33 protein-coding genes are annotated in these 19073 nt (G+C 59.1%); 32 read left to right on the top strand and 1 reads right to left on the bottom strand.

The window, feature by feature from the left end; translation table 11 throughout:
- The first annotated feature begins 66 nt into the window (after window positions 1-66).
- The 12 genes from ACIQAL_RS13190 (at window position 67) to ACIQAL_RS13245 (ending at window position 7061) form a co-directional block, all read left to right on the top strand.
- A complete protein-coding gene (locus tag ACIQAL_RS13190; protein WP_401145915.1) occupies window positions 67-303 on the top strand; it encodes a hypothetical protein in 237 nt (78 codons plus the stop codon).
- A gap of 72 nt (window positions 304-375) precedes the next feature.
- Window positions 376-798: a phage regulatory CII family protein gene (locus ACIQAL_RS13195; RefSeq protein ID WP_401145917.1), complete on the top strand. Its 423-nt coding sequence runs from the start codon at window positions 376-378 to the stop codon at window positions 796-798.
- A 435-nt stretch (window positions 799-1233) separates the two neighbouring features.
- On the top strand, window positions 1234-1893 hold the full coding sequence (locus ACIQAL_RS13200) for a phage antirepressor KilAC domain-containing protein (RefSeq protein WP_401146219.1): 660 nt from the start codon (window positions 1234-1236) through the stop codon (window positions 1891-1893).
- Window positions 1893-2639 (top strand): DnaT-like ssDNA-binding domain-containing protein, encoded by a 747-nt coding sequence (locus ACIQAL_RS13205; RefSeq protein ID WP_401145919.1) that lies wholly within the window; start codon window positions 1893-1895, stop codon window positions 2637-2639. The genes ACIQAL_RS13200 and ACIQAL_RS13205 overlap by 1 nt, the downstream gene beginning before the upstream one ends.
- Window positions 2639-3406 carry a replication protein P gene (locus ACIQAL_RS13210; RefSeq protein ID WP_401145922.1) on the top strand — a complete coding sequence of 256 codons (768 nt, stop codon included), beginning with the start codon at window positions 2639-2641 and terminating at the stop codon, window positions 3404-3406. Before ACIQAL_RS13205 ends, ACIQAL_RS13210 begins: the two co-directional genes overlap by 1 nt.
- A 1-nt stretch (window position 3407) precedes the next feature.
- Window positions 3408-3776, top strand: coding sequence for a phage protein NinX family protein (locus ACIQAL_RS13215; protein ID WP_401145924.1), 369 nt, complete (start codon window positions 3408-3410; stop codon window positions 3774-3776).
- A 100-nt stretch (window positions 3777-3876) separates the two neighbouring features.
- A complete protein-coding gene (locus tag ACIQAL_RS13220; RefSeq protein ID WP_401145927.1) occupies window positions 3877-4179 on the top strand; it encodes a DUF1364 domain-containing protein in 303 nt (100 codons plus the stop codon).
- A gap of 247 nt (window positions 4180-4426) precedes the next feature.
- The gene (locus tag ACIQAL_RS13225; RefSeq protein WP_401145928.1) at window positions 4427-4858 is read left to right on the top strand and encodes a VRR-NUC domain-containing protein; all 432 of its coding nucleotides are present in this window, start codon (window positions 4427-4429) and stop codon (window positions 4856-4858) included.
- Window positions 4855-6135: a tyrosine-type recombinase/integrase gene (locus ACIQAL_RS13230; RefSeq protein ID WP_401145930.1), complete on the top strand. Its 1281-nt coding sequence runs from the start codon at window positions 4855-4857 to the stop codon at window positions 6133-6135. Before ACIQAL_RS13225 ends, ACIQAL_RS13230 begins: the two co-directional genes overlap by 4 nt.
- Window positions 6136-6151: 16 nt before the next feature.
- The gene (locus ACIQAL_RS13235; protein ID WP_401145932.1) at window positions 6152-6364 is read left to right on the top strand and encodes a hypothetical protein; all 213 of its coding nucleotides are present in this window, start codon (window positions 6152-6154) and stop codon (window positions 6362-6364) included.
- Window positions 6361-6675 (top strand): hypothetical protein, encoded by a 315-nt coding sequence (locus ACIQAL_RS13240; RefSeq protein ID WP_401145934.1) that lies wholly within the window; start codon window positions 6361-6363, stop codon window positions 6673-6675. The genes ACIQAL_RS13235 and ACIQAL_RS13240 overlap by 4 nt, the downstream gene beginning before the upstream one ends.
- Window positions 6676-6677: 2 nt before the next feature.
- Window positions 6678-7061 carry an antiterminator Q family protein gene (locus ACIQAL_RS13245; RefSeq protein ID WP_401145937.1) on the top strand — a complete coding sequence of 128 codons (384 nt, stop codon included), beginning with the start codon at window positions 6678-6680 and terminating at the stop codon, window positions 7059-7061.
- A gap of 265 nt (window positions 7062-7326) precedes the next feature.
- On the opposite strand, the gene ACIQAL_RS13250 is transcribed toward ACIQAL_RS13245, so the two are convergent.
- Window positions 7327-7551, bottom strand: a complete 225-nt coding sequence (locus ACIQAL_RS13250; RefSeq protein ID WP_401145939.1) for a DUF6555 family protein — start codon at window positions 7549-7551, stop codon at window positions 7327-7329.
- Window positions 7552-7781: 230 nt separating this feature from the next.
- Here ACIQAL_RS13250 and ACIQAL_RS13255 point away from each other — a divergent pair, with 230 nt between their 5' ends.
- The 20 genes from ACIQAL_RS13255 to ACIQAL_RS13350 all read left to right on the top strand — a co-directional run bounded on the left by ACIQAL_RS13255 (window position 7782) and on the right by ACIQAL_RS13350 (window position 19018).
- Entirely contained in the window at window positions 7782-8099 is a 318-nt protein-coding gene (locus ACIQAL_RS13255; RefSeq protein WP_401146221.1) for a phage holin, lambda family, read from the top strand.
- Window positions 8096-8509 (top strand): hypothetical protein, encoded by a 414-nt coding sequence (locus ACIQAL_RS13260; RefSeq protein ID WP_401145941.1) that lies wholly within the window; start codon window positions 8096-8098, stop codon window positions 8507-8509. The genes ACIQAL_RS13255 and ACIQAL_RS13260 overlap by 4 nt, the downstream gene beginning before the upstream one ends.
- The gene (locus ACIQAL_RS13265) at window positions 8415-8630 is read left to right on the top strand and encodes a hypothetical protein (protein ID WP_401146223.1); all 216 of its coding nucleotides are present in this window, start codon (window positions 8415-8417) and stop codon (window positions 8628-8630) included. Before ACIQAL_RS13260 ends, ACIQAL_RS13265 begins: the two co-directional genes overlap by 95 nt.
- Window positions 8631-8761: 131 nt before the next feature.
- Window positions 8762-9265: a hypothetical protein gene (locus tag ACIQAL_RS13270; RefSeq protein ID WP_401145944.1), complete on the top strand. Its 504-nt coding sequence runs from the start codon at window positions 8762-8764 to the stop codon at window positions 9263-9265.
- Window positions 9258-9644 (top strand): hypothetical protein, encoded by a 387-nt coding sequence (locus tag ACIQAL_RS13275; protein ID WP_401145946.1) that lies wholly within the window; start codon window positions 9258-9260, stop codon window positions 9642-9644. The genes ACIQAL_RS13270 and ACIQAL_RS13275 overlap by 8 nt, the downstream gene beginning before the upstream one ends.
- Complete coding sequence (locus tag ACIQAL_RS13280; RefSeq protein ID WP_401145948.1) at window positions 9644-10009, top strand: HNH endonuclease; 366 nt, start codon at window positions 9644-9646, stop codon at window positions 10007-10009. The genes ACIQAL_RS13275 and ACIQAL_RS13280 overlap by 1 nt, the downstream gene beginning before the upstream one ends.
- 182 nt (window positions 10010-10191) lie before the next feature.
- Window positions 10192-10680 (top strand): phage terminase small subunit P27 family, encoded by a 489-nt coding sequence (locus ACIQAL_RS13285; protein WP_401145950.1) that lies wholly within the window; start codon window positions 10192-10194, stop codon window positions 10678-10680.
- Window positions 10681-12408: a terminase large subunit gene (locus ACIQAL_RS13290; RefSeq protein WP_401145952.1), complete on the top strand. Its 1728-nt coding sequence runs from the start codon at window positions 10681-10683 to the stop codon at window positions 12406-12408. It begins immediately after the preceding gene.
- Entirely contained in the window at window positions 12405-12569 is a 165-nt protein-coding gene (locus ACIQAL_RS13295) for a hypothetical protein (protein ID WP_401145954.1), read from the top strand. Before ACIQAL_RS13290 ends, ACIQAL_RS13295 begins: the two co-directional genes overlap by 4 nt.
- A complete protein-coding gene (locus ACIQAL_RS13300) occupies window positions 12562-13863 on the top strand; it encodes a phage portal protein (protein WP_401145955.1) in 1302 nt (433 codons plus the stop codon). Before ACIQAL_RS13295 ends, ACIQAL_RS13300 begins: the two co-directional genes overlap by 8 nt.
- A gap of 2 nt (window positions 13864-13865) precedes the next feature.
- The gene (locus tag ACIQAL_RS13305; RefSeq protein WP_401145957.1) at window positions 13866-14729 is read left to right on the top strand and encodes a head maturation protease, ClpP-related; all 864 of its coding nucleotides are present in this window, start codon (window positions 13866-13868) and stop codon (window positions 14727-14729) included.
- A gap of 69 nt (window positions 14730-14798) precedes the next feature.
- Window positions 14799-16007 carry a phage major capsid protein gene (locus ACIQAL_RS13310; protein WP_401145959.1) on the top strand — a complete coding sequence of 403 codons (1209 nt, stop codon included), beginning with the start codon at window positions 14799-14801 and terminating at the stop codon, window positions 16005-16007.
- Window positions 16008-16054: 47 nt separating this feature from the next.
- The gene (locus ACIQAL_RS13315) at window positions 16055-16297 is read left to right on the top strand and encodes a hypothetical protein (RefSeq protein ID WP_401145962.1); all 243 of its coding nucleotides are present in this window, start codon (window positions 16055-16057) and stop codon (window positions 16295-16297) included.
- Between the two features lies 1 nt (window position 16298).
- Window positions 16299-16640 carry a head-tail connector protein gene (locus tag ACIQAL_RS13320; RefSeq protein WP_401145965.1) on the top strand — a complete coding sequence of 114 codons (342 nt, stop codon included), beginning with the start codon at window positions 16299-16301 and terminating at the stop codon, window positions 16638-16640.
- Window positions 16641-16961, top strand: a complete 321-nt coding sequence (locus ACIQAL_RS13325; protein WP_401145967.1) for a phage head closure protein — start codon at window positions 16641-16643, stop codon at window positions 16959-16961.
- 15 nt (window positions 16962-16976) lie between these two features.
- Window positions 16977-17147, top strand: coding sequence for a hypothetical protein (locus tag ACIQAL_RS13330; RefSeq protein WP_401145970.1), 171 nt, complete (start codon window positions 16977-16979; stop codon window positions 17145-17147).
- 2 nt (window positions 17148-17149) lie between these two features.
- Window positions 17150-17668: an HK97 gp10 family phage protein gene (locus ACIQAL_RS13335; RefSeq protein ID WP_401145971.1), complete on the top strand. Its 519-nt coding sequence runs from the start codon at window positions 17150-17152 to the stop codon at window positions 17666-17668.
- A complete protein-coding gene (locus ACIQAL_RS13340; protein WP_401145973.1) occupies window positions 17661-18044 on the top strand; it encodes a DUF3168 domain-containing protein in 384 nt (127 codons plus the stop codon). The genes ACIQAL_RS13335 and ACIQAL_RS13340 overlap by 8 nt, the downstream gene beginning before the upstream one ends.
- A 58-nt stretch (window positions 18045-18102) precedes the next feature.
- On the top strand, window positions 18103-18573 hold the full coding sequence (locus ACIQAL_RS13345) for a phage tail tube protein (RefSeq protein WP_401145975.1): 471 nt from the start codon (window positions 18103-18105) through the stop codon (window positions 18571-18573).
- 61 nt (window positions 18574-18634) lie between these two features.
- Complete coding sequence (locus tag ACIQAL_RS13350; protein WP_401145977.1) at window positions 18635-19018, top strand: hypothetical protein; 384 nt, start codon at window positions 18635-18637, stop codon at window positions 19016-19018.
- Window positions 19019-19073 lie beyond the last annotated feature (55 nt).

Raw genomic sequence — 19073 nt, forward strand, 5'->3', positions numbered from 1 at the left:
AGCTAAATATTCCTTGCTCTGATATTAGCCCTAAGCTAAATTTCTCCTATCTTTAGGAGAGCCCCTATGAATGACCACCTGCGCGGCTGGCTCGCCAGTGCCACGCCCGACCGCCGCAAGCAAGTAGCCGATGCCGCAAACACCACTGTTGGCCACCTCTGGCAGCTCGCAGGTGGCCATCGGAAAGCTTCTGCCGAGCTTGCCGAACGTCTTCAGGACGCTTCTGGTGGTGAAATCAAAATCGCTGGCCTTCGTCCTGATCTGATTGATTTGGCTCACAAAGTTTTGCTCGGCGCTGCTTGATCTCCCTGCGACAGACACATTTTGCAACGCGTGATAGCAAGCAGCCACATAAACAAATCTGAGGTTTTAGGAATGCAGGAATTTCTGAGGGCATGTGACGCAGCCGTCGAGGACGCGAACACGAAGAATCTTGCCACGCTGATGAACATGCCACCGGTGAGCCTGCTCCAGCGTGCGAACGCGAATTACGACGGTGCCTGGTTCAACGTGAAGCATCTGTATGCGCTGATCCTGCATACGGAAGACATGCGTCCGCTGGCTGCTCTTGCTGGGGAGTTCGGTTACTCAATCGTGAAAGCCGAAGCGCCCGCTGTAATTGATATCCACCAGGCGCTGGGCCGTGCGGTGCTCGAATTCGCCGAAGTGACGGTCGAGACCAACAAAGCGATGGCTGACGGCCGAGTCAATCAAGTTGAGCGCGCGCGGATTCTTCGCGAAATCGACGACGCCGAGCGGGCACTGGCGCAACTGAAAGCATCCGTGAAGGTGGCTTGAGATGAGCCTGAAGCGCGGCATTTCCCGCAAGACACAAACACTGCGTACTGACGAGAGCAGCCGCGAGGCGTTTTACGCCGCATTTCTCAGTCTTGGTTGGGTTCGGTCCGAATCATGTTCCATGTCTTCACGTAGTTTTCGAGGCCCGAAATGACCTCATCGGGAATTGGTGAATTGTTGACGTGTGAACGCGCGAAGGCGATTTCGGTATCGAACTGGGCAGTCGTGTCTGGCTCCCGCGGCTTTTGCGTGTGGAAACAAAAAGCTATCACGGATGCGCCGGGCGCCTGAATCGCAGGCACAAAAAAGCCGGGCTGCAACCCGGCTCTTTCAACAACACATGTGAGGTCGATTATGCACACAGCCACCAACCAGAGCAATAGCCCGCCAAGCGCGTCAGGTTTTCCGATATATCAAAACCTGACGCGTCAGGTGATGTCGTCGCGCGAGATCGCCGAGCTGACTGGCAAGCGTCATCCCGACGTGAAGCGGGACATTCAAACTATGGTCCGCGACCTTCATGAGGATGTGAGCAGTTTTGCTCACATCTATCTGGATAGCATGAAGCGGAACCAGACCGAGTACCTGCTTGACCGCGAGCACACCGACTGCCTGCTGACTGGCTATAGCGCTCCGCTGCGAATGGCAGTGGTCCGCCGCTGGCGTGAACTCGAAGAGCAGGGCGCACCGCGCATCCCTGCCAACTACGCCGAAGCACTCCAGCTTGCCGCAGACCAAGCGCGGGAGAACACCCGCCTACTGGGTGTGATCGAGCTTCAGGCGCCGAAGGTCGCAGCCATCAAGCGCTTGGCCGCTGCCGAGGGCGCGATCTGCATCACGGATGCGGCGAAGCAACTGGGTATGCCCCCGTCGAAGCTCTTCGACTGGATGCAGGAAAACCGCTGGATATATCGCCGTGGCGGTTCTACCCGCTGGATTGCCCGCGAGCCACGCATCCGGTCCGGCTACCTCAAACACAAAGTGACTGCACTCAAGCCCGATATCGAAACCGGTATTGAGCGCGCAGCGTTTCAGCCGCTGGTCACGCCGAAGGGCTTGATCCGCCTGGCTGAGCTTCTACAGGAGGGCAAGTAATGGCCCGTATCCGCTCAATAAAACCTGAGTTCTGGACCAGTGAACAGGTGATGGAGTGCAGTCCGCTCGCTCGCCTGCTGTTCATTGGCATCTGGAACTTCTGTGACGACGCCGGCAATCACCCGCTGTCGCCAAAGACTCTGAAAGCTCTGGTGTTTCCAGGTGACGACGTCACATCCACTCAGGTAGCCGGACTGGTCGACGAACTGGAGTCGAATGGTCTGCTATCAATCTACGCCCATTCGGCGAAGCTCTACCTACACGTCAACGGCTGGCATCACCAGAAGATCGACAAGCCGACTATCAAACACCCTGCTTTTACTGCGCCGATCACCGATGAGTCGTCGAATGCTCCGCGACAACTCGACGAGCAGTCGTCGAGCGGTAGTGGAGGCCTCCCCCCCGGAGTGGAAGGGGAAGGGGAAGGGAAAGGAGAATCTACACACTCTGCGCGCGGACCGTTTGCGATGTCGCTCGACTGGACCCCCCACGCTGATTTGGTGAAGGCCTACGCAACCCGAGCGGGGTTATGCGTCACCCTGTTCACCCGAGAGGCGATCGCCGGTTTCGTGTTGCATCACGAAGCGAAGGGGCTCGCTCAAACCGAGAAGCAGTGGATCGCTGCCTTGGTCGGCTGGGTAAAGCGAGACAAGGCGAACGGCGCCCGGGTGGTTCCGTTTCCCCCGCGCGGGGGTGGTCCTGATTTTGACGACACCAGCTGGGCCCACGATCTGGGAGCGCTTTGATGAGCGTTGCGAAGAAGCCCCCGGTCAAACACGTCACCTCGATCATGTCGGTCATGGGCAACCTGCCGCCTGTGATCCCTGCCTTGCCTACCGAATTGCCGCCGGGCACCGCCGAGGTTGTGAACACGCTGTTCCGCGAGTTGCAGGCGATATTCCCGGCGTGGAAGCAGGCTTGGCCCGATGCCGCAACGTTGGCCGCTGCGAAGCGGAGTTGGATCAAGGCGTTCATGGCCGAGGACATCACACAGCTTGAACAGATCCGTTACGGCATCCAGAACTGCCGCAGGCTCGGCGGCGACTTCGCCCCCAGTGTCGGCAAGTTCATCAAGTGGTGCCAGCCGACGCCGGAGATGCTGGGCATCCCCTCCCATGACATCGCATTCCGCGAAGCATTGGAGAACTCACACCCGAGCCGCTCGGCTTCACGGACTTGGTCCCACCCTGCCGTTCGGCACGCGGCGCTGCAATGTGAGCTGCACAACTTGGCGGACCTGGCCTCAGCAAAGGCCAGCGAGATTTTCGACCGTGCCTACGACATCACCATTCGAATGCTGGTGCAGGGTCAACCGCTTGATGACATCGCCGTGGGCATCGGGCACGACACCCAGAAAAGTGAATTGGAGCTCGCGGCCGAGGAGGGAGAGCGCTTCATCCACGCGACGATGCGCCGTCAAGGTGTTCCAGCTGACGGGCAGGCGGCGCGTACCCAGTTGCTGGCGAAGATGAATATCAAGCGCGGGTGCCGTGCTGAACCGGGGGGAGCATGAATTGAACGATTTCATTGAGGTTAAGACCGATGCATTGACCGGTCCCGCGCTGGATTGGGCTGTCGCTCGGGCGGCTGGAATCACCGTGGAGCTTGCAGCGCCTCAGTACGGCGCACCATGGCGGCCCTTCTTGCCTGATACCGGCGCTCGCTTCGCTCCGTCCGCTAACTGGGAACATGCCGGGCCTTTGCTGGAGGCTCACAAGATCGGAAGTGGCGCCGTTGGCCAAGGTTGGGTCGCGTACCCGCGCCGGAGTAATGCGCCTACCGACTGGCTGCATGGCCCTTCGGCGCTTGTCGCGATCTGCCGTGCCGTTGTGGCTGACAAGCTGGGCCTCGTCGTCGGCATCCCTGCGGAGTTGGCCCAGTGATCACCTTCCTCGTCGCCGCGCTGCATTGCACGTTCGCACTGCTGGAGAGCGCATACACCCATCAGGTGCCGCCGGCTGAATACCAATTCGGAGGTGTCCTGTGAGGCAAACCAAGTTGACCAAGGCCGCACGCGGCCGAGATTGTCAGGTTCGGGTACCGGGTGTGTGCAATGGCAATCCCGAGACAACCGTCCTCGCGCATTTCCGGTTAACCGGCACACGTTGCGGCGCAGGTTTGAAGCCTCACGACTTACAGGCCGCCTGGGCTTGTTCGGCTTGTCATGACGCCGTTGATGCGCGCAGCAAGACCGAGTTCAGCCGCGACGAATTGCGCGTCATGCACATGGAAGGCGTGGTGCGGACCATCGACATCCTGATCAGCGAAGGGAAGGTGGCAGCGTGAGCGCTTATTCGGTCATGTTCGGTGGCGTTCAGATTCGTGCCTGCGACCACCTGCCGAAAACAAAAACGATCACTTGGCGTACTGAGCGTAAGTGGTGCCATTGGAAGGGCGACCCTGCGCGCAAGTTTCGGTTTCGGACAGAGGAAATACCCTGCGAAATGGTGCTGATGTTCAACGGCAGCTACGTGGTATCGCCTGAAACCATGGCCAAGATTGAGCCGCAGCTCAATAAGCGGAGGGCTACGTTGTGACCCCTACAACACCCAAAGCCTACAAGCCGCGCACATTGCGCACCAAGCCGGTGGACCGAGAAGGTAAGGAGCAGGCCGCGCTGCTACGAGAGCTAGAGCTGCGTCTGCCGAAAGTGGCCGAACTGATCTACCACGTGCCGAACGGCGGTCAGCGGCACAAGGCGGTGGCGGCGAAGCTGAAAGAGCAGGGCGTCAAAGCGGGCGTGCCTGATCTGGTGCTGCCGATGGCCCGCGGCGGTTATTTCGGTCTGTACATCGAGTTCAAGGCCACGCCGCCGTACGACGCGCCTGTATCCGTGAATCAGCACGGCTGGGTCGGCAGGCTCAATGAACAGGGCTATCTCGCCATCGTGTGCCGCGGCCACTTCGATGCCATGGAACACATCCGTGCATACCTCCGACTCCCTCAGACCGTGGTGGCCGCATGAGCAAGATAGGCATAGTTTCGTTCTCCGACGCCGAGATCCGTCGGCAAGCAGCCAGCGGAGAGTTCGAATCCATACGCGATCCTCGCCATCCCGGTTTGTACCTGCGCTTCAATCTGACCCGAGAACGTGGCACCTGGTATCTGGTGATCAAGAAGAAATGGAACAAGGTCGGCGGCTACCCGGCACTGAGCTTCAAGGCGCTGGCGGGTGTCATGTCTCAAATCCATGCGCGCCTGGCCGCCGATCCTGCGGCATCCGCCGCCGCTGGCACGCTGCAAACGGTCGGCGAGCTGCTCGACTGGTACTCGGAGCGTCAGTCCCGCGACCGCAGCCTTTCTGACAAGCGCCGGACATCGGCCAAGTCGGCCATTCACTGCCACCTCAAGCCTCGACTGGCTGATATGCAGATCGGCGATGTGTCGCGCGCCAGCATTGATCGAGAGGCGATGTGGCCCATGCAGGAAGAGCTGTCGCTGTCCTACGTCCGGCTTATGTGGGGCGTGTTGGTGGTGGCGTTCAAACAGGCCGAGAAGCTCAAATTGATCGCCACCAACCCTATCGCTGGATTCCGCTTCACCGACTTCACCAAGGCGAAGATCAAGCCGAAGACATCGAGGTTGCGCGGTGTGCAGATCGAGTCGCTGGTCGAAGCGTTCGCCGGTGGCTTCGATCACGACCCGGCCGATCACATGCTGGCGCTGCTGATGCTCTGCCATGGCACGCGCGTCGGCGAAACCCGGCAGGCGCGCTGGTCACACTTCGCAATTGCGGATGGCGGCGAATGGTTTCTGCCCGCCGAAAACACGAAGACCCGATGCGATCACAGCCTGCCGCTGACCGGGCAAGTGGTCGGCTTGTTGAAGCGCTACCGCGAATGGCAGGCGCGCAAAGGCTACCAAGGGACGTACCTGTTCCCGAGCAAGAACGGCCGCCCCATGACCGAGGGCCAGGCCTGTGCTGTGTTCACCCGGCTGGGGCAGGGCGAGTGGACCAGCCACGATCTGCGCAAGGTGGCCCGCACGGCGTGGACTGACCTGGGCGTCGATTACCTGATCGGCGAGATGCTGGTGAACCACACGCTGACCCGCAACGTGCAGACCTACATCCATACCCACGCCGAACAGCTCAAGCGCGAGGCGCTGGAGAAGTGGCATCAGCGATTGGACGAATGCGGCTTTGCCCTGATTCATGGGTGGAAAGACGACAGAAACGGAAATTCGCATATCCCTGCGCAGGCCAGTAAAGACGCGGCCTCTAGCGCTATCCAGAATCCGTAAAAGGCGAGGTTTCAAAATGATGATCATGGTCGATCCGCGCCGACACATCGCGGTCCATCCAGGGGATATCAGTGCGATGAGGATCCCCCGGGAACTGGGAAGCCAGGGTGAATGCTTGGTCATCCATCTCGCCAACGGCCACGAGCTCAAGGTCTGGGAGTACTTCGACAACAAGTCTCGGCTGGACCTGCGCGCTGTGCATGAACGACTGATGGAGGCCTGCAAGTGAAGAAGAACCACGGACCATCGTTCCGGCGCGAGCTGAAGCCGCTGATTGTGTGTAGCACCTGTCGCGGCACCACTGTCACGGCTGGTTTGTTCCACCAGATCGACTGCTCCAAATGCAACGCCTCCGGTTGGGTCAGCGCCGAAACGGGAGAAGCGCTCCCGGTCGAGGTCATGGTTCAGCAACTCAGCATGCGGCTGCGCAATGTCACTGCGGAGCTATCACGGGCGCGCCAAGCTATCGGCGGCGCCCACGAACAATACGAACAGAACAACCGTCTGGGCGCAGGCGGCAGCAATTACACAGGGGACTGAGCATGAACACACGTAAACCGTTACATCGCCCGCTAGGCGACACCGAGTACATGCTCGAACAGTGGGGTTGGTGGCGTATGGATGGGATGGGTGTTCCCAGCTATCTGTCGCCCGCTCTCGCTATCATGAGAGACGTGACCCCATCCGCGACAAAGTCGTATGTCATCACCGACGAGCTTGCCGGAGTTGTTGATGGGGCAGTTGCCAGGCTTTGTCGTCGTGATGCCCAGATGGGTGACATGATCTGGCTGTACTACGGCGCGAAGTGGCCTGCGGTGCGCGTGGGCCGCCAGTACGGCGTCAGCGAGATGAAGGCGCGGGAGCTTATAAAAGCAGGAGTCGCTTGGATCGATTGCGCTCTAGATACGCTCAAGCAGGCAGCATAAAAAACAGTTGTCCATATGGAATAGCTCTGTTTTCATGTCACGGTGTTCAGCTGTATCAGCGCGACACCCCCATTCAAAGCCCCGCCACCGTGCGGGGCTTTTTGTTTGTGTGCGAGACCACAGCTAGGGTGGACCTTCGGGTGGGCCTAGACACGGTATAGCCGGTCGTCACGTGTTACGACAGAACACCGGCAGCCGATGCGCCCGACTACCAAGACTCACGGACGGCATCGGTTGACGGATGGAAAGACATCACTCATCACCCTTAGGCTTTCGACCACTCCACATCTGTGATGCCACACCGCTCAGCCTGAGGTTTGCTTAGTTTTGTGATGGGGTCTGACCGATATTTGGGAAGCTGCCCGAACCCAGCATCTACGGATGCCCAGTGCCATGCTTCGGCATTGTTCATTTGGGCTGCGCGGATGTAGAAAGTTTTGTAGGCCCCGTCCAGCAGATAGTCGATTCGGTAGTGATGTTCCTGTGCCATTTGTATAGCTCCTTGGCGTGGTGGTCGTACCGAATTACTGATTGTAGGACAAGGTGAAAATTCCGTATTAATTCAATGCTATGGGCGTCTCCATCCATTTGGGTGGCGGGACTTTGGCGAGACGTTGCAAGCGACTGCAACGAGGCCGTACCTATTACGAGCCAGGGTGTTGGCCCGGGCTTTTTTATTTCTCCGATCCCGAAAGGGTGGACAGTCGGATGTCGACGAACATGCCTGAGAAAACACCTGACTTCTGGGCGCACATCTGGCTCATCCTCTCTACGCCGCTTTGGCAGGGGGCAATCATGGCCGCAACCATTTCGATGTTGCGTGTGCTCTATGAAGGCAAAGAAGCGAATAAGTGGCGCGTGCTGCTTGAAGCGATGATGTGCGGAGGCCTGAGCCTGTCCGCCAGCAGCGTTATTGAATGGATGGCTTGGCCATCAAGCCTGTCAGTAGGCGCTGGCGGCGCAATTGGTTTTATCGGTGTGACCGCGATTCGCGAGCTGATCATCAAGTTCATCGGGCGCAAGGCGGACACGTTATGAAAGCCATCGCAGCGGCATTCATCATCGCGCTGGTTGCCGTGCTGCTTGCCGGTCTCCAGCAATACCGCGTCATTGCTCTTCGCGGTGAGGTGGCCATCGAGACCAAAGCAAAGCAGGACGCCATCGACGCCAATGCCGAGAGCCAGGCCACCATCACTACCCTACGTGCAGAAGCCAAGCGCAATGCGGACTATCAGGCTGACCTAAATAAACGGTTGAAGGCCAGCGAACAGAAAGCCCAACAGGCGAGGAAAGACTTTGAAGACCTCAAGCGTAAGAGCCCAGCTGTTCGCAAGTGGGCTGATCAGCCTTTGCCTGACGGCCTGCGCGGCAAGCCAGCCAGCGCCAGCAAAGACAACCACGATAAGGCTCGAACCACCGGAGCTGGTCCCGTGCGAGCGGGTCAGTGATTCGGACTACGACCTGACGTTGAACGGCGACCTGTGGGACTTGAAGGATCGGGCAATCAATCTGCTCGACACCTGTGCGGATCAGGTCGACGCGCAGATCCAACGCAGCAAAAGCAAGTGAAGAAGTCCTGGTATGTGACTGTGCCGGGCTATCCACCTTTCCCCATGATCTTGCAGGAAGACGCCGATCACGCGACAGCGCTTGCCGCTGCTCGTCTGGTGTGGCCGACCTGCACCGTAGAGTGAATCCCCATGACCCAAGTGATCGAGATCGTTGTCGTTGGCCCGGTTGGCTCCGGCAAGTCACATGTACTGGAACTGATCGATCGGGCACTTCGCAGCGAATACGGCCAGCACGTGCAGGTGACTTCGCACGAGCTGTCGCAGGAACGGTTCATGGGCTCGCCCGGTAACAAGCCGAACGTGGAGAAGACCATCTTCAATCTGCGCGAGCAGGGCGAGGTGACAGCTCGCCATCTCGACAAGATGACCGTGAGTGTCGATGCGTCTGAGGTGTCATCGGCGCTCAGCAAGATCGAAGCGATTCAGGGTGAGGCGATGGCATTCACTTTTGACCGGCTTGAGTCGGCGATTGAATCCATAGCGCGAATGATGCGCGATGAGTGGGAGCATATGGCTGAGATCAGCCGGACCATGTCCGGTGACGTGCCCACCACCACGCTCTACAAGCGTTTGGGAGAACAGCTTGACGCACTGCTGAGCGTGCAGCTCAAGCGAGTGTCTGACTATGACTGACATCTCAAGACATCCACTGCTGAAGCAGGCGTACGACGTGTGCCAGGCAATCGAGCAGTGTGGCGCCTCAGTGCAGCTCACGCATGCTGTATGCAAGGCAGGCGATTTGCTCCGTGCTATTGATGAGCACCTGCATCCGCGACAGACGGCGGACGAGATCGAATACTTCAGCCAAGCGCACGTGCACACCGTCGGCGATGGTCGCGGCCTGCGCCGCATTCTTGTTGATGGCGTTGAGTTTCGAGATGCGTCGTTTGCTGATTCCGAGCTTGGCATCGTGGTGGCTATCGACCAGCCATGCAGGGTGATGCCTGGCACAGATCGCATCGTGGAGTATGTAGTGATGGGTGATGTGCGCGTCGAGCCGATGGTGACCTGATGCCGCTTCGTCCCCAGAAGCCGTGCAACGCACAAGGTTGCAACGCGCTGACTCGCAACGATCGGTACTGCGATGAGCATGCCCATCTGGCCAAACCTTGGTCGACCCGAAAAGGCTCCGGGCGTGGTGGTCGACCGTGGCGAAGGCTGCGCGACCAGGTGTTGAAGCGGGACCACTACATCTGCCAATGCGATGAGTGCAAAGCGCTCGACCGGATTCGCCCGGCACACGAGGTTGACCACATCATACCGCTCGCTCAGGGCGGGACTGATCTCCCCTCGAACCTGCGCGCAATCAATCACGATTGCCATGAGGCGAAGACTAAAAGGGAGGCGCGGTTCGGCGCTGTCGGAAAACTGTCGTGAGTTCGGAAGCCCGCGCCCGCAGTCGGTGGCCTGCCGAAAATCTGGCGCGGCGCGCACCGAAATGGTGCGATAGAGGCTAGCCATGGCAGGGGGTGGGTCAAAAGTCTGGAACTATTCGTACGGACACCGTCCCCCGAACCGGATTTTTACACCCGCGAAATTAAAAGTTCAGGAGTTGCGCGATGGGAGGCACCGCCACGGTCGCCGGCCGTGGTCGCAAACCCAAGCCGACGGCCAAGAAAGCACTGGCCGGAAACCCCGGAAAGCGGGCGTTAAATACGGCCGAACCGAAGTTTTCCGAGGTCACGAAAGACATTGATCCGCCAGAGTGGCTCAGTCCGCGGGCCGCCACGATGTGGAAAATGTTGGTTCCCGAGTTGCTCCGAGAACACGTGATCGCGCTGACCGATCTGCACAACGTCGAAGCGTTTTGCACCGCCTACGATAAGTGGCGGATGGCCGAAGAGTCGGTGCAGGAATTCGGCATTGTCGTGTCGTCAGCTCAAGGCAGCCCGATGAAGAATCCGGCGCTAACTGCAGCGAACGAATCGATGCGCCAGATGGTGACCTTTGGATCGATGCTCGGCCTCGATCCTGCGAGCCGATCCCGACTGATCGGCGGCAACAAAGAAAAAGCCACGAACGAATTTGCCCAACTACTGAGCTCGTAAATGCCCAAAGCCCTGCACCCCAACGTCGACAAGGCGATGGCGTGGGCTCGGTCCGTTCTTCGAGGGAAGGTTCCGGCGTGCAGGTACATTCTCCAGGCCATACAGCGGCATTTCGATGATGTGGCCGCAAGCCGCAAGGGCAGTTTCAAGTTCAAATTCGATCCGGCAAAGGCCGAGAAAAAGCTCAAGCTGATTCAGCTGCTGCCTCACACCAAAGGGGAGTGGGCGTTCAAGCGGCAGCTGATCACACTTGAGCCTTGGCAGCTTTTCGGCATGGCTGTCACCTTCGGATGGGTGCGGAAAAAAGGTGGGCACCGGCGCTTCCGCGAGAGTTATTGGGAGGTGCCAAGGAAGAATGGCAAGAGCGTGATCGCCGCTGGTGTAGGCATCAGCATGTTCGTGGCCGACGGCGAGTTCGGCGCCGAGGTCTATTCGGGCGCGACCACCGAGAAGCAGGCATGGGAGGTGTTCCGCCCGGCGAAGCTGATGGTGAGCAAGTCGCCCATGCTGATTCAGGCGGCGGGCATCGAGGTCAACGCCTCGAACATGAACATCCCCTCGGACTTCAGCCGCTTCGAGCCGCTGATTGGCGATCCGGGTGACGGTGCGTCGCCGAGCTGCGCGATTGTCGACGAATACCACGAACACCGTACCTCGGCGCAATACGACACCATGCTGACCGGCATGGGCGCCCGTCGGCAGCCGCTGATGTTCATCATCACCACCGCCGGCGCCGATATCGAAGGCCCGTGCTATGACAAGCGCCGCCAGGTCATCGAGATGCTGGAGGGCACCGTTCCGGACGATGAGCTGTTCGGCTACATCTGGACCTTGGATGAGGGCGACGACTGGACCGATCCGAAGATGCTGGCGAAGGCCAATCCCAACCATGGGATATCGGTCTTCCAGGAATATCTTGAGAGCCAGCAAGCCCGGGCGATCCGCTCGGCGCGGTTCACCAACACTTTTAAAACCAAGCATTTGAATCTGTGGGTAAGCGCGAAATCCGGCTTCTTCAACATGGAAAGCTGGAGGGCGTGCGAGGACACCACGTTGACCCTGGACCAGTTTGCGGGGCAAGAGTGGGTCGCCGGTTTCGACCTTGCGCGCAAACTCGACATGAACTCCCGGGCTCGGCTGTTCTGGCGAGTCATAGATGGGCGCATCCATTACTACAGCGTGGCCCCCAAGTTTTGGGTGCCCGAAGACACCGCGTTCAACAGTGACAACAAACGCATGAGCGAGCGATTCCAGGCCTGGGTCAACTCGCAGCACCTCGACATCACTGAGGGCGCAGAGGTCGATTACCGCGAAATCCTCGAAGACACCAAAGAGGCAAACCACCACGCGCCGCTTCGTGAGTCACCAATCGACCCGTTCGGCGCTACGGGGTTGAGCCACGAGCTCGACGACGAGGGGTTCAGCCCGATCACCATCACTCAGAACTACACCAACATGTCAGACCCGATGAAGGAGCTGGAAGCGGCTATTGAGTCCGGGCGGTTTCACCACGACGGAAATCCGATCATGACCTGGTGCGTGGCGAACGTGATCGGCAAGAACCTGCCAGGCAATAACGACGTCGTCCGGCCCATCAAGCAGGGAGACGACAACAAGATTGACGGCGCAGTGGCGCTGATTATGGCGATCGGTCGAGTGCTCGTAGATGCAGCGCAAAACACGACTGAATCATTCATGGACTCAATTCGGAACCCGATCATCGCATGAGCTTGCCACTGGCATTTTTCATACTCACCGCGCTGGCCGGGTTCGGCCTGCTCGTCGGCGGCGTTTTCACACTTTTCGGCACCGGCTGGGCGCTGGTCGCCGCTGCCGCGTCGATGTTCATGATTTCTGGATTCATCAAGAAAGGATTAGCAGGTGAATAAATCTCTTTCGCTGGTTCTCGGCAGGGCTGCGGCCAAGCCGATGAAGTCGCTCGGCGACTGGACCGGAAAGGCCATACGCCTGAGCGACGGAGGTTTCTGGGGATCATGGCTTGGCGGACAGTCCAGCTCAGGCAAGACCGTGAACGTCGACAATGTGATGAGGCTATCCACGGTCTGGGCATGTGTTCGCATCATCTCGACTTCGGTTGCCGGGCTTCCCCTTGGGATTTACCGGCGCAAGGCCGATGGCGATCGAGAAGATGCGCGAGACTTCTCGCTGTATGACGTGATCCACAACAGCCCCAACGAAGACATGACGGCCTTCCAGTTCTGGCAGGCGGTCGTTGCCTCGATGTTGCTTTGGGGAAATGCCTATTGCGAGATTCACCGCGCGGGCGGTCGCGTGATCGCCTTGGACTTCCTGATGCCGTCGCGGATCGATCTTGAAGTCGATGATGATGGACGCCTGGAGTACTGGTACCGCCCGAAGAAAGGGCCGCGGCGGCAGATTGCTCGGCCGGACATGCTGCACATTCCTGCCTTCAGCATCGACGGCCGGGTGGGTATGTCGGCAATCAGGTTCGGCGCTGATGTGTTCGGTTCGGCGATGTCGGCGGACGACGCGGCGAATGGCACCTTCAAGAACGGCCTCCTGCCTACGGTCGCTTTCAGCGTGGATCGAATCCTCAAGCCCGAGCAGCGGGAGGATTTCCGGGAGTATGTGAAGACCGTTTCCGGCGCTATGAACGCGGGTAAATCTCCAGTCCTCGAGCAGGGCGTCAAGGCGGAGACAATCGGGATCAACCCCGTCGATGCGCAGCTGCTGGAATCAAGAGGGCACAGCATCGAAGAAATCTGCCGATGGTTCGGCGTGCCACCGTGGATGGTCGGCAAGACCGACGCTGGCAGCAACTGGGGCACTGGGCTTGAACAGCAGATGATCGCGTTTCTGACTTTCTGCATCAGCTCTGTCACCAGCCAGATCCAGCAATGCGTCAATAAGCGCCTGCTGAGTCCGGTCGACCGTCGCACCTACTACGCCGAGTTTTCGCTGGAAGCCTTTCTGAAAGCAGACAGTGAGGGCAGGGCCGCGTGGTACAGCCAGATGACCCAGAACGGAATCATGACCCGCGACGAGTGCCGAGTGAAGGAGAACCTGCCTCGGCACGGTGGGAATGCTGCCGTCCTCACCGTCCAGACCAACCTGGCTCCAATTGATCAACTCGGCCAGTCAACTGACGGGCAGGCCGCACAAGCAGCCCTAAAAAACTGGCTCGGCCAGACGCAGGAGTAACCATGCCTCTGAACATCAAAGCCCGCAGCTTCAACTGCGAGCTGAGCCCTCGCGCGCTCGATCTGTGGAACCCCGACCTGCGCGCTGCGCTGGAGTCGGGGACCGACACCATCACCATGTACGGCATTATCGGCGAGGACTGGTTCGGCGAGGGTGTAACCCTCAAGCGTGTGGATGCCGCATTGCGCGCCATCGGTGACAAGCCCGTCACGGTCTACATCAACTCGCCGGGTGGCGACATGTTCGAAGGCATCGCGATTTACAACCGCCTTCTCGAGCATTCGCAGGAAGTTACCATCAAGGTTCTTGGCCTGGCGGCGTCGGCCGCCTCTGTCATCGCGATGGCAGGCGCGAAACGTGAAGTCGCGAAGACCGCATTTCTGATGATTCACAACTGCTGGACATACTTCGCGGGCAACCGGCACGACATCCGCGAGCTGGCAGACACCATGGAAGAATTTGATCGAGCCATGATCAGTCTCTACGCGGATACGAGCGGTCAGGATGAAGCGGCCGTGGAGAAGATGCTCGACGCTGAGACCTACATGAACGGGGCGAACGCGGTCGACAAAGGTTTCGCCACGGGGCTGATTTCCGCTGCCGAGGTCGAGCAGGCCCCGAGCGAAGACGGCACTCAGGCCCATTCGGCTCGCAAGCTTGACGCGGCGCTGGCCAAGTCCGGCATGCCACGCAGCGAACGGCGCAAACTGATTTCTCAGATCAAGACCAGCACGTCATGTACTGCTGGCGGCGACACGCTTTGCGCTGTCGTGCCGGGCACGCCTCGCGCTGCCCTTGATGTATCCGCGTTTGAAGAAACCGCAAACCAGGCGTCAGCACTTCGAGGCCTCATCCCCGGCTTCTGATTCGCTGAAACCCTAACTGACTACCAACCGCCCGCGTGGCGGTTTTTTCATTTCTGAAAGGACGAAACCATGCCGCAAGATCTTTCCGCAATTGAAGCTTCCCAGAAGCAAACCCAAGCAGACCTGAAAGCCGTCGGCGATCAGATCAAGACCTATGCCGAGCGCACCGAGAAGGAAATCAAAGCCTCCGGTGAAATGCAGCTTGAAACCCGTGCCAAGGTCGACGAGCTGTTGACGAAGCAGGGCGAACTCCAGGCGCGCATGCTTGATGCCGAGCAGAAGCTGGTGAATGCCAATTCCAGCGGTGCGCGCGCAGATCGCCAGCAATCTGCGGGTGAGCTGGTAGTGGCAAGCGAGCAGATGCAGGGCTTCAACTCCTCCGTCCGCGGCTCCCGGCGCGTATCCGTGCCGCGAGCAGCTATCACTTCCGTTCCTGCCTCTGGGGGCTCACTGGTAGCTCCGGACCGTCGGCAGGAAATCGTTATGCCGCCTGAGCGTAGGCTGACGATCCGCGATCTCATCGCCCCAGGCACGACCACCAGTAACTCGTATGAGTACGTGCGGGAAACTGGGTTTACCAACAATGCCAAGCCGGTCGCCGAGAACACGGCCAAGCCGTATTCGGATATCACTTTCGAGCTGGTGAACGCGCCCGTTCGCACTCTCGCGCACCTGTTCAAAGCCAGCCGCCAGATTCTGGACGATTCCGCTGCGCTGCAGAGCTATATCGATGCCCGTGCTCGCTATGGCCTGCTGACGGTCGAAGAAGTCCAGCTGCTTTACGGGAATGGCACCGGTGCCAACCTGCAAGGGCTGATGACTCTGGCTGAAGCCTACGCAGCACCGGGCGGCATCGTCGTCACCGGTGAGCAGCGCATTGACCGACTTCGTCTGGCGCTGCTGCAGGCTGAACTCTCTGAATTCCCGGCAGACGGCATCGTTCTGAACCCGATCGACTGGGCTGCCATTGAGCTGACCAAAGACGGTGAAGGACGCTACATCGTTGGTCAGCCGCAAGAGGGCACCGCCGCTCGCCTGTGGAACCGCCCCGTTGTTTCGACACAGGCCATGCAGCAAGACGACTTCCTCACCGGCGCATTCCGTCTTGGCGCACAGATTCTCGATCGCATGGAAATCGAGATCTTGGTATCGACCGAGAACGCCGATGACTTCGAGAAGAACATGGTCACCATCCGCGCCGAAGAGCGTCTGGCATTTGCGGTCTACCGCCCTGAAGCATTCGTGACCGGCCCGCTGACCCAAGCTTCCGGCGGCTAATTCAACCATTCAAGGCGCCTAGATGGGCGCCTTACGGAGATTTTGTTATGGCTATCACTACAGAAGACAAGCAGAAGGCGCCGCGCCAGTCAGCAAAGCCTGAAACGGAAGTTAAGGCTGACCATTCCTCAAAGGATGGGGCCAATACCGTGGAGATCTTTCCGCTTCGTTCGTACCAGGACCTAGACGAGATCAAGCGCCGCGGTGGTCCCGGGTACAGCGTTTCCAAGCGTCATGCCGATCAGCTGATCCAAGCCGGACTGGCTACGGACAAAAATCCGAAGGACTGAAATGAACGCCATCTCGACCGACGTAGCAATGCAGCATCTGAAGGCCGACGATGATGACCGTGAATATGTCGATCTGTTGCTGGCGGCCGCAGAGGACTCAGCTGCGCAATTCATGAACCGGCGGTTTTACGGTGACGCAGATGCATTGGCGAACGCCGTCCTTGATGGCACCGCTGGCGCTGATCCGATCGTGTTAAATCCTTCGGTCCGAGCGGCATGCTTGCTCATCCTTGGCCACCTCTATGCGAACCGCGAAGATGTTGTGGTCGGTACGACTCCCAGCGAGATCCCTATGGGCTCCAAATCGCTGCTCACGCCCTACCGCATTGGTTTGGGGGTATGAATGCGCGCCGGTCCACTGCGTCATCATTGTGCGATCCAGCGCGCTGAATCGGTCACTCGGCCCGGCGGCGGCCGCGTAGAGTCATGGACGGAAATCTTCAAAGTGTGGGCCGAGATCACTCTGCCCACCGGGCGCGTCGCTGTGGCGGCCGATCAGCTCAGGGCTGAAATCTCCGCAGAGATTCGTATCCGCTACCGAACCGACATCTCGGCGGGCATGCGAATTATCCACAAGAGCACCACCTACAAGGTGGAGGCCGCACTGGCCGACAACGACCAAACGATGCTTCGGCTGCTCTGCTCGAACGTCGTCAATCCATAACTGAGGGTTAGAACTATGAAAGTACGTGCCTTGGCCGATATCTCCGGCCCAATGGGTCGTAAAGCTGTGGGCGAAGAGTTTGTGGTCGGCGCTGCCGAAGGCAAAGAACTGGTTGACCGCAAGTTGGTGGAAGCCGTGGATGAAGCTCCTGCCAAACCGGCGAAAGAGCCAAAGGCTGAGGCCTGATCATGGCTCCCCGCCGGTCCCGCCTGGCGGGAGACTTCAAGCTCCGCAAAGTGCTCCGGAACATCCATGGCCAGATCGACAATGAGATCAAACCGGCCATGCAAAAAGCGGCTGACCGGATATTGGAATCCATGAAGGAAAGAGTGCCACGCTCTGGTCGTGGCGACGCCGGTGGTCACGCCGCAGACGCATTGGAAGCGTTCGTGAGCAAGTCCGGGCTCGATGCTCAGATTGGCCTTCGCGGGCTGAAGGACAACCGCCGATATTTTTACCTCAAATTCCTTGAATACGGGACGAAGGGTTACACCGGCGGCCGCCGCTCGGGAAATCGAAAGCAGCGTGACACGAACAAAACGGACGGATCGCACTTTTTCGGTAAGCATCCAGACATTCCCGCGCGACCGGCTCACCCGTGGCTGCGCCCAGCATTGGATGTAAATCGGGAGTTCGTTCTTGCGGATATCAGCGCCGCCGTCGCGAACACCCTGAAGCGGGCAAGTCAGGAGCTGGGCAATGGCTGATCCAGGATTCGCGCTTCAGGTCGCGATATTTGACCGGCTCACGGCCGAGGTGTCGTGCCCGATTTACGACAGTGTGCCGATGGATGCGCCGATGCCGTACGTCTCGCTCGACTCGGAGATTTCTTCCAACGATGACCCGTTAGACAGCCGGCGCGATGTACGCCTGTTCTACCTGTCGGTCTGGAGCGAGTTTCGCGGCCAGGAAGAGGTTAAGCGGCTGATGGGCGAGATTGATGCCGCGCTTCACCTCCGACCGATGGACATTCAAACCGGACGGGTCGTTTTGGTCCGCGTCGAGCGCAAGCAAAGCGACCGGGATGCCGACGGCATCACCTATCAGGGCAGCGTGACCCTTCGCGTTATCACCGAACACTGATTTTCAACTGACCCCAACGCCGCGTTGCGGCTTTCACCTGTCCTCAGGAGGACTACCCATGCCTGTAAATACTGGCGCCAAGACGCGGATTTCTATTGGCCCGCGTCTTTCGGCAAAACTTCCAACTGACAAAGCCGCAGCCCTGACCCTGCTCAAAGCCATCACTTATGTGAAGGTCGGCGAGGTGGAAAGCATTGGCGACTACGGCGACACCATCAACGATGTGACATTCGCCAGTCTCGACTCCGGGCGTTCTGAGCATTTGAAAGGCCTGGCCGACGCCGGCACTACTGACCTAACTATCGGCTTTGACAAAGCCGACACTGGCCAGTTGGCGCTGGTTGACGCGTTCTATGATCGCTCGCGGTTCGATTATCCATTCAAGGTCGAGTACGTCGACGGTCAGGTCGACTATTTCGCAGCGAAAGTCATGGGCAACAAGAAGACCGGTATCACGACCGGCGACGTCATCAAGCGCGCCGTCACGCTGGGCATCAACTCGGACATCATCGACGACGACGTCGAGTAACAGCTCCGCCTGCGTTCACCGCCGCCTTTGGGCGGCTCCTTCATATCTGTGAGAGAACACCATGAGCAAACTGAATCACGGGACCGTTGTTGTTGAAGCCGGCGGCACCACTTACACCCTGAAACCAACATTGCGCGCCGCGCGCACAATTGAGTCGAAATTCGGCGGCTTGCTGCCTGCTATGAGCGCTATCGGCCAAGTCAGCGTTGCAGCGATTGCCGTGATTATTGCTGCTGGTGCGGGTATCGACACCAACAAGCGCAAGGAACTGGAAGCGGTCGAAGAAGCTGTCTTTGCTGGTGGTGCCAATGCCGTCGGCGGCCAGGTTCTCTCGTTCGTGAAAGCACTGCTGAACCCCGGCGGCAAAACGGATGCAGAACTCGCAGACGAAAACGACGAGGGAAACGAAAACCCAATGGATATGTCGACGAACTCTTCGGAATAGCCACCGGCTACTTGGGGTGGCCACCGCGTGATGCTTGGGACACGCCGATCATTGA

The organism is Pseudomonas sp. NPDC088368 (genome assembly GCF_044753445.1).
GTDB classification, from domain to species: Bacteria; Pseudomonadota; Gammaproteobacteria; order Pseudomonadales; family Pseudomonadaceae; genus Aquipseudomonas; species Aquipseudomonas bambusae.

Coding starts and splice junctions, on each gene's coding strand:
- ACIQAL_RS13230 (WP_401145930.1), top strand. CDS start 4,855: ATGAGCAAGATAGGCATAGTTTCGTTCTCCGACGCCGAGATCCGTCGG.
- ACIQAL_RS13315 (WP_401145962.1), top strand. CDS start 16,055: ATGGCTATCACTACAGAAGACAAGCAGAAGGCGCCGCGCCAGTCAGCA.
- ACIQAL_RS13280 (WP_401145948.1), top strand. CDS start 9,644: ATGCCGCTTCGTCCCCAGAAGCCGTGCAACGCACAAGGTTGCAACGCG.
- ACIQAL_RS13320 (WP_401145965.1), top strand. CDS start 16,299: ATGAACGCCATCTCGACCGACGTAGCAATGCAGCATCTGAAGGCCGAC.
- ACIQAL_RS13350 (WP_401145977.1), top strand. CDS start 18,635: ATGAGCAAACTGAATCACGGGACCGTTGTTGTTGAAGCCGGCGGCACC.
- ACIQAL_RS13335 (WP_401145971.1), top strand. CDS start 17,150: ATGGCTCCCCGCCGGTCCCGCCTGGCGGGAGACTTCAAGCTCCGCAAA.
- ACIQAL_RS13190 (WP_401145915.1), top strand. CDS start 67: ATGAATGACCACCTGCGCGGCTGGCTCGCCAGTGCCACGCCCGACCGC.
- ACIQAL_RS13270 (WP_401145944.1), top strand. CDS start 8,762: ATGACCCAAGTGATCGAGATCGTTGTCGTTGGCCCGGTTGGCTCCGGC.
- ACIQAL_RS13255 (WP_401146221.1), top strand. CDS start 7,782: ATGCCTGAGAAAACACCTGACTTCTGGGCGCACATCTGGCTCATCCTC.
- ACIQAL_RS13195 (WP_401145917.1), top strand. CDS start 376: ATGCAGGAATTTCTGAGGGCATGTGACGCAGCCGTCGAGGACGCGAAC.
- ACIQAL_RS13245 (WP_401145937.1), top strand. CDS start 6,678: ATGAACACACGTAAACCGTTACATCGCCCGCTAGGCGACACCGAGTAC.
- ACIQAL_RS13310 (WP_401145959.1), top strand. CDS start 14,799: ATGCCGCAAGATCTTTCCGCAATTGAAGCTTCCCAGAAGCAAACCCAA.
- ACIQAL_RS13340 (WP_401145973.1), top strand. CDS start 17,661: ATGGCTGATCCAGGATTCGCGCTTCAGGTCGCGATATTTGACCGGCTC.
- ACIQAL_RS13250 (WP_401145939.1), bottom strand. CDS start 7,551: ATGGCACAGGAACATCACTACCGAATCGACTATCTGCTGGACGGGGCC.
- ACIQAL_RS13275 (WP_401145946.1), top strand. CDS start 9,258: ATGACTGACATCTCAAGACATCCACTGCTGAAGCAGGCGTACGACGTG.
- ACIQAL_RS13205 (WP_401145919.1), top strand. CDS start 1,893: ATGGCCCGTATCCGCTCAATAAAACCTGAGTTCTGGACCAGTGAACAG.
- ACIQAL_RS13210 (WP_401145922.1), top strand. CDS start 2,639: ATGAGCGTTGCGAAGAAGCCCCCGGTCAAACACGTCACCTCGATCATG.
- ACIQAL_RS13325 (WP_401145967.1), top strand. CDS start 16,641: ATGCGCGCCGGTCCACTGCGTCATCATTGTGCGATCCAGCGCGCTGAA.
- ACIQAL_RS13200 (WP_401146219.1), top strand. CDS start 1,234: ATGTCGTCGCGCGAGATCGCCGAGCTGACTGGCAAGCGTCATCCCGAC.
- ACIQAL_RS13235 (WP_401145932.1), top strand. CDS start 6,152: ATGATGATCATGGTCGATCCGCGCCGACACATCGCGGTCCATCCAGGG.
- ACIQAL_RS13290 (WP_401145952.1), top strand. CDS start 10,681: ATGCCCAAAGCCCTGCACCCCAACGTCGACAAGGCGATGGCGTGGGCT.
- ACIQAL_RS13330 (WP_401145970.1), top strand. CDS start 16,977: ATGAAAGTACGTGCCTTGGCCGATATCTCCGGCCCAATGGGTCGTAAA.
- ACIQAL_RS13285 (WP_401145950.1), top strand. CDS start 10,192: ATGGGAGGCACCGCCACGGTCGCCGGCCGTGGTCGCAAACCCAAGCCG.
- ACIQAL_RS13295 (WP_401145954.1), top strand. CDS start 12,405: ATGAGCTTGCCACTGGCATTTTTCATACTCACCGCGCTGGCCGGGTTC.
- ACIQAL_RS13260 (WP_401145941.1), top strand. CDS start 8,096: ATGAAAGCCATCGCAGCGGCATTCATCATCGCGCTGGTTGCCGTGCTG.
- ACIQAL_RS13345 (WP_401145975.1), top strand. CDS start 18,103: ATGCCTGTAAATACTGGCGCCAAGACGCGGATTTCTATTGGCCCGCGT.
- ACIQAL_RS13305 (WP_401145957.1), top strand. CDS start 13,866: ATGCCTCTGAACATCAAAGCCCGCAGCTTCAACTGCGAGCTGAGCCCT.